General features: G+C 64.7%; 6 protein-coding genes and 1 pseudogene. 4 read left to right on the top strand and 3 right to left on the bottom strand.

Translation table 11 applies throughout. The features are described from left to right. Positions 1-183: pseudogene (locus D6M19_RS07175) on the bottom strand (hypothetical protein); the annotation flags it as partial. Positions 184-307: 124 nt separating this feature from the next. After that, positions 308-889, bottom strand: a complete 582-nt coding sequence (locus D6M19_RS07170; protein WP_123024473.1) for a nitroreductase/quinone reductase family protein — start codon at positions 887-889, stop codon at positions 308-310. 20 nt (positions 890-909) lie between these two features. Here D6M19_RS07170 and arcD point away from each other — a divergent pair, with 20 nt between their 5' ends. From arcD to arcC, 4 genes are read left to right on the top strand one after another with little or no spacing between them, the layout of a single operon-like run. Beyond that, positions 910-2,388, top strand: a complete 1,479-nt coding sequence (gene arcD, locus D6M19_RS07165) for an arginine-ornithine antiporter (protein WP_123024472.1) — start codon at positions 910-912, stop codon at positions 2,386-2,388. Further along, entirely contained in the window at positions 2,385-3,641 is a 1,257-nt protein-coding gene (locus D6M19_RS07160) for an arginine deiminase (protein ID WP_123024471.1), read from the top strand. Before arcD ends, D6M19_RS07160 begins: the two co-directional genes overlap by 4 nt. A 28-nt stretch (positions 3,642-3,669) precedes the next feature. Then, positions 3,670-4,674, top strand: a complete 1,005-nt coding sequence (locus tag D6M19_RS07155; RefSeq protein WP_123024470.1) for an ornithine carbamoyltransferase — start codon at positions 3,670-3,672, stop codon at positions 4,672-4,674. A gap of 9 nt (positions 4,675-4,683) precedes the next feature. Further along, a complete protein-coding gene (arcC, locus tag D6M19_RS07150) occupies positions 4,684-5,601 on the top strand; it encodes a carbamate kinase (protein ID WP_123024469.1) in 918 nt (305 codons plus the stop codon). A gap of 8 nt (positions 5,602-5,609) precedes the next feature. On the opposite strand, the gene D6M19_RS07145 is transcribed toward arcC, so the two are convergent. Continuing rightward, positions 5,610-6,968, bottom strand: a complete 1,359-nt coding sequence (locus D6M19_RS07145; RefSeq protein WP_123024468.1) for a wax ester/triacylglycerol synthase domain-containing protein — start codon at positions 6,966-6,968, stop codon at positions 5,610-5,612.

Here is a 6,968-nt window from a genome sequence, read left to right as displayed (position 1 = left end):
CGCCGCCACCGAGCGGGCACCCGTAGAACCGCACAGCTCGTCGCGGTCCATCTCCGCCGCGATCTCCACAATGCGCCCGTCGATCGCATTGCGCTGACCGGCCAACTCCGCCAACTCCTCAAACAACACCTCAAGACGCTCGGCAGGGCTCACCGCCGCGGGAGGCAACGCGGTCAACGACATAACGCCATCATCGCAGCCGGGTCCGACAAATCTGGGCGCGCATTCCGCACCTTGGTTGGCCGCCAACCCGCTACGACCACGCAAACCCGAATCGTGAGCCAAGTCAGGGCGGTTCTGACCGAGCTCAGGCGATGACGGGCTCGAGCAGAAATACGCTGCGCTTGCCACCGCGCCGAAAGTGTTCTCGATACGACGGCCAGAGCGCGACCAGTTGCGGCCAGTAACGTTCGAGTTCGGCGCCTCGCGCCTCTCGCGCCTCACAGCGGATGACGTTGCGGCCGACCTGAATCGAAACACTGGGATCGGCAGCCATGTTCAGCACCCACGGGTTCACCCGTTCCGATCGGGGGCGCACATTGCACAGCACATACCGGTCGGCATCGCGGAGGAAGAACACCGGAGTGGTACGTGGCTTGCCTGTCCGGCGACCCGTGGTCGTCAACAGCAGAATATTTCGACTTCGTTTTCCCCACCGGAATATCCGTCCGGCGGTCGCACGATAGATCACGCGGTGAACCGGTGCGACGACATTCTTGATACTCCACACCGCAAACCGACTGGCACCCAATGTCACCAGCTGATTGAACAGCGGAATGCGGGATCGCACATGGGACTTACGGCCCACGATCGGGGACCAAAGCCTCCTCAGCGCTGGCGGAGGGGGCCATAGCGTCAATTGCGCGGGTCGGCAACCGCGACCTCGCATCCTGAGCTGGGAGCACAACGATGTCAAACACTCTGGTACCCCCACCGGTCGAGCCCCGCCCCGTCAGCGCGAAGACCGGCCTCGGACTGGCCGCGCTGACAGCGATCGTCGTCGGATCGATGATCGGCAGCGGAATTTTCGCCTTGCCGTCGCAGATGGCAGGCAGCGCCGCACCCGGTCCCCTCATCATCGGCTGGGTGATCACCGGCGTCGGCATGTTGATGCTGGCGTTCGTCTTCCAGACACTCGCAACGCGCAAACCGGACGTCGACGGCGGCGTATACGGTTACGCCCGAGCCGGTTTCGGTAACTACATCGGCTTTTCGTCGGCGTTCGGCTACTGGGTGTCGGCCTGGGTGGGCAACGTCGCATACCTCGTCCTGCTGTTCTCGACACTGGGCTATTTCTTCCCGGTCTTCGAGGGCGGCGCGACCGTACCCGCGATCATCGGCGCGTCGGTCGTGCTGTGGATCGTGCACGCGATGACGCTGCGCGGCGTCCAGACCGCGGCGTTCGTCAACGTCGTGGTGACCGTCGCCAAGGTCGTTCCGATTCTGGTCTTCATCGCCATCGCGGCGGTCGGCTTCAAGGCGGGACTGTTCACCGCCGACTTCTGGGGCAAGACCGTGCAGATCGACGGAGCGCCACTCGGTGACACCATGACGCAGGTCAAGAACATGATGCTGGTGACCGTTTGGGTGTTCATCGGCATCGAGGGCGCAGCCGTCTACTCGCAGCGCGCCGCCAAGCGCAGCGACGTCGGCCGGGCCACCGTGCTCGGCTTTGCAGGCGTCCTTGCCCTGCTTCTCTTGGTCAACCTGCTGTCCTACGGCCTGATGGCACAGGCGGAGCTGGCAGGCGTTGCCGACCCGTCGATGGCCGGCGTGCTCGAGAACGAGGTCGGCAGCTGGGGTGCCGCGTTCATCTCGGTCGGGCTGGTGATCTCCTTGCTCGGCGCGCTGATCGCCTGGGTGCTGCTGTGCGTGGAGATCCTGCGCCTGCCCGCGATGGAGAACGTGATGCCAAAGGCGCTTGCCAAGGAGAACTCGCACGGCGCACCGGCCAACGCGCTGTGGCTGACCAACCTTTGTGTGCAGGCGCTGCTGCTGTGGACGCTGGCCAACGACAGCACGTACACCAACCTGATCTACCTGGCCACCTCGTTGATCCTGCTGCCCTACCTGTGGTCGGCGGCGTATCAGGTACTGCTGGCGGTGCGCGGCGAGACCTACGAGTCGGGCCACGGCAGGACACGCGATCTGATCATCGGTGTCGTCGCACTCGGATACGCCGTGTGGTTGCTCTACGCGGGTGGTTGGCAGTACCTGTTGATCGCGGCCTTGTTCTACCTGGTCGGCACCGGGCTCTACCTTTGGGCCCGCAAAGAGAGCAAGCTGCCCGCGTTCACCAAGAGGGAGCTCGTCGTGGTCGGCGTGGTTGCGGTGACCTCTGTGGTAGCGGTCGCGCTGCTGGCCACCGGAAATCTGGCCGTGCTGTGAGCACCGAATCCCGGTTGGGAGTCTGGTCGGAGGCAGGCAAGCTCCGGCGGGTCCTGGTCTGCGCACCAGGACTTGCCCACCAGCGGCTCACGCCGGAGAACTGCAACGAGTTGCTGTTCGACGACGTGATCTGGTTGCAGCAGGCACGCCGCGACCACTTCGACTTCGTGGCCAAGATGGAAGACCACGGCGTGGAAGTCCTCGAACTGCAGGACCTCCTCGCCGAGGTGGTCGCCACACCGGAGGGCCGGGACTGGGTGCTGGACCGCAAGGTCACCGATGATCTCGTTGGCCTCGGGCTGCGCCAGGGGATCCGCGATTGGCTGGCCGACCTGCCGGCAGATCAATTGGCGGAGTTCCTGATCGGCGGCGTGTCCTACCAAGATGTCACCGACGAGGTCGGGGGGCGCTTCCTGTCGGCACTGCGCGAGCTGGACCCCGCAGGTTTCGTGCTGCGGCCGCTACCCAATACACAGTTCATGCGCGACAACAGCGCCTGGATCTTCGGCGGCGTCACGCTGAACCCGATGTACTGGCCTGCCCGGCGCCAGGAGACGCTGCTGACGACCGCGGTCTACAAGTTCCATCCCGCCTTTGCCGATGAGAAGTTCGACATCTGGCTGGGTGACCCGGAAACCGTTGTGCACGACCATGGCTCGGCGACCCTCGAGGGTGGCGACGTGATGCCGATAGGGCGGGGAACGGTCGTCATCGGCATGGGTGAGCGGTCCTCGCATCAGGCGATCACGCAGGTCGCGCACAACCTGTTCGCGGCAGGGGCCGCGGAACGGGTGATCGTCGCGAGCCTGCCGAAATCCCGCGCGGCGATGCACCTGGACACCGTGTTCACCTTCTGTGACTACGACCTGGTCACCGCGTATGCGCCCGTCGTCGACGGAATCGTGGCGTTCAGTCTGCGCCCCGATGACGGTTCACCCTCTGGCCTGGAAATCCGCCGCGAGCCAAAGGGTTTGATCGCGACCATCGGCGAAGCCGTCGGCGTGGACTTCCGCGTCGTCGCCACCGCCGGTGACATCTACGGCATCCAGCGCGAGCAGTGGGACGACGGCAACAACGTCGTCGCGCTCGAACCGGGCGTCGTCATCGGCTACGACCGCAACATCCTCACCAACACCGCGCTACGCAAGGCCGGTGTCGAGGTCGTCACGATCACGGCCAGCGAGCTCGGGCGCGGTCGCGGCGGCGGCCGATGCATGACGTGTCCCATCCAGCGCGACCCGATCTACACCTGAGAACTTCCAAGTCGAAGGGCAAACCGTCATGGCGTTTAACAACCGAAACCGCAATCTGCTCAGCCTGGTTCATCACACCGAGCGCGACCTGCACTACCTTTTGGACCTGTCTCGCGACCTCAAGCGGGCGAAGTACTCCGGGCTCGACCGACCAGTCCTGACAGGCAAGAACATCGCGCTGATCTTCGAGAAGGCGTCGACTCGGACCCGATGCGCCTTCGAGGTTGCCGCACACGACGAAGGGGCGCACGTCACCTACATCGACCCCACGTCGTCGCAGATCGGACACAAGGAGTCGATGAAGGACACCGCGCGTGTGCTCGGCAGGATGTATGACGCGATCGAATACCGTGGCGCGAGCCAGAAAACCGTCGAGGAGCTTGCCGAATACGCAGGCGTGCCCGTGTTCAACGGCCTCACCGACGAGTTCCACCCCACCCAGATGCTCGCCGACGTCCTCACCATGACCGAGCATTGCTCGAAGCCGTTGACCGACATCTCTTTTGCCTTCGTCGGCGATGGCCGAAACAACGTGGCGAACTCGCTGCTGCTCGTCGCCGCCAAACTCGGCATGGATGTCCGGATCGGGGCACCTCCCGAACTGTGGCCCAACGACGACCACGTATCGCTGTGTGAAGAGTTCGCGGCGGCCTCCGGCGCGCACATCACCGTCACCGACAACCCGTTCAAGGCGGTCAGTGGCGTCGATTTCATCTACACCGATGTCTGGGTGTCGATGGGCGAACCGGTGGAGACATGGTCCGAGCGCATCGAGCACCTCCTTCCGTTTCAGGTCAACAAGGAACTGATCGCGGCGTCCGCCAACCCGCGGGTGAAGTTCATGCACTGCCTGCCCGCGTTGCACAATTGCGAGACGGAGGTCGGCGCAAAGATCGCCGCGCAGTACCCACACCTCTCGAACGGCATCGAGGTCACCGATGACGTGTTCGAGAGCGCGGCGAACATCGCGTTCGAGCAGGCCGAGAACCGCATGCACACGATCAAGGCGGTCCTCGTGTCCGCATTGAGCTAGGAAGCACGGATGCGAATCGTCATCGCCTTGGGGGGCAACGCGATCCTCCAGCGCGGCCAGCCGTTGACTGCGGAGAATCAGCGCACCAACATCCAGGCCGCCGCGCAGCGCATCGCCGCCATCACACCCGGCAACGAGATCGTCATCGCGCACGGCAACGGACCGCAGGTCGGGTTGCTGGCCCTGCAGGCGGCGGCCTACCACGATGTGGCGCCCTACCCGCTCGATGTGCTCGGCGCCCAGACCGAGGCGATGATCGGCTACGTCATCGAACAGGAGCTGGGCAACCTGCTGCCCGCAGATCAGTCACTGGCGACGGTCCTGACGATGATCGAGGTCGACCGCGACGATCCCGCGTTCCGCCATCCCACCAAGCCGATCGGCCCGGTCTACGACGAAGCGACCGCGCAGCGGCTCGCGGTCGCCGGCGGCTGGACCATCGCCCCCGACGGTGACAAGTTCCGCAGGGTGGTGGCGAGCCCAAAACCGAAGCGGATCTTTGAAATCGGCCCGATTCGCAGCCTTGTGGAACGCGGCACGATCGTCATCTGCGCAGGCGGCGGAGGCATACCGACGGTGTACGACGAGAACGGTCGACTTCACGGCGTCGAGGCCGTCATCGACAAGGACCTGGCCTCGGCGCTGCTCGCCGAACAACTCGACGCCGACCTACTGGTGATCGCCACCGACGTCGACGGCGTCTACGTCGATTGGGGTGGGCCCGACCAAGCCAGGCTGGGCTCGGTCACAGTCGAGCAAGTTGCGGATCTGAACCTGCCCGCGGGATCGATGGGGCCGAAGGTCGAAGCGGCGTGTGGATTCGCGCGGTCGACCGGCCGGGAAGCCGTCATCGGTTCGTTGACAGACATCGCAGACATCGTCGGTGGCACCGCCGGCACCAGAGTGCATATGCTGCAGCGGGTTTGAGCCCGCTGCTAGTTGTCCGCCACGAGGTTGAGCACGTCGTCGAACCCGGCCGCCAGGCAGTCGTAGAAGTCGCCGAGGTCGGATATCGCGCCGGTATCCACATTGATCCCCAGCGAACACGTGTCGACATAGGACAGCAAGGTGATGTTCATGGCGGCTCCGATGGTCGGCGAGAACGCGAACGGCATCCGCACCGCGGCGCCCGCGAAGTACAGGCGTTCGGGGAACCCGGGAACGTTACTGGCGACGAAGTCGACATGGCGTAGCGCTGAGCCCACGTACCCGGCAGGCATGATGTTCAACACGCCAGCGATCTGCTGGGTGTAAGCCAGCGATTTCTCTTGGCGTGCCTTGGCGCTCTGTTCGTGAATCAGCCGGATGCGCAGCGCAGGGTCCATGTCGGCCGCGGGCACATCGAACCGCATCAAGGTCGCGCGATTGCCGCCGATCGGGTCTTCTGCCGTCCTGGTGCTGATCGGCATGGACACCACGAAATGGTTCACGGCCTTGCCGTGCTTTTCGTGGTATCGGCACAGTCCCCCGGCGATGGCGGCGATCAGGGCGTCGTTCAACGACCCCCCCGCCACCTTTCCGGCCCGGTGCAGCTTGTCCATCGATACCTGGCTCACGGCCAGTCGGCGAACCGTGCCGCGGTCGGTCATGATCGGTGAGCCTGGATACAGGATCGGCCGCATGGTGCGGGCGATCGAGCCGATCGTCGACACCGCATCCGCGACGGTATCGATGGGACTCCGAACGCTGTCGAGGACCAGTTTCGGCATCTCGTTGAGCGCTCGCACCACCAAGCGTCCACCGTCGAGTGCGATGTCCCGGACGAGCGCAGGCAGACCCGATGTCGCGGGCTCAGTCGGTGTCCGGGCAGCGCCGCGCCGGCTGGACCGCTGCTCCCGGTCGAACAGAATCGCCGACATCTCGACGGCTCCGACACCGTCTGTGAGCGCATGATGCAGTTTGCACAGCAGCGCGGCGCCGCCGTCTGACAAGCCGTCGATCACGGTGGCCTCCCACAGCGGCCTTGCCCGGTCGAAATCCGCCATGGCGGCGACGCGAGCGATCTCGAGCGCGGTGTCCAAGCTGCCCGGTTTCGGGGCGGTGATCCTCCGCAGATGGAACGTCAAATCGAAGTCGGGATCGTCTTCCCAGCGGGGCGGCAGAGGATACGGCGACTCCACCACCCGTTGCCGGAACTTCGGCACGGCATCGGTGAGCAACTCGAATCTGGTGACGACCTCGTCCCAGTCGGGGGCCTGCTCGAGCACGACAAGCGTGACGATGGTCGACCGTAAGCGGGGATCGCCCTCAATCGACCAAACGAAGGCGTCGCTGTTACGAAGAAAATCGGCCAT

The sequence above is a fragment of the Mycolicibacterium stellerae genome, assembly GCF_003719305.1.
Taxonomy (GTDB): Bacteria; Actinomycetota; Actinomycetes; order Mycobacteriales; family Mycobacteriaceae; genus Mycobacterium; species Mycobacterium stellerae.
This window is presented reverse-complemented; position numbering and strand designations above follow the sequence as displayed.

Coding starts and splice junctions, on each gene's coding strand:
- D6M19_RS07170 (WP_123024473.1), bottom strand. CDS start 889: ATGCGAGGTCGCGGTTGCCGACCCGCGCAATTGACGCTATGGCCCCCT.
- arcD (WP_123024472.1), top strand. CDS start 910: ATGTCAAACACTCTGGTACCCCCACCGGTCGAGCCCCGCCCCGTCAGC.
- D6M19_RS07155 (WP_123024470.1), top strand. CDS start 3,670: ATGGCGTTTAACAACCGAAACCGCAATCTGCTCAGCCTGGTTCATCAC.
- arcC (WP_123024469.1), top strand. CDS start 4,684: ATGCGAATCGTCATCGCCTTGGGGGGCAACGCGATCCTCCAGCGCGGC.
- D6M19_RS07145 (WP_123024468.1), bottom strand. CDS start 6,968: ATGGCCGATTTTCTTCGTAACAGCGACGCCTTCGTTTGGTCGATTGAG.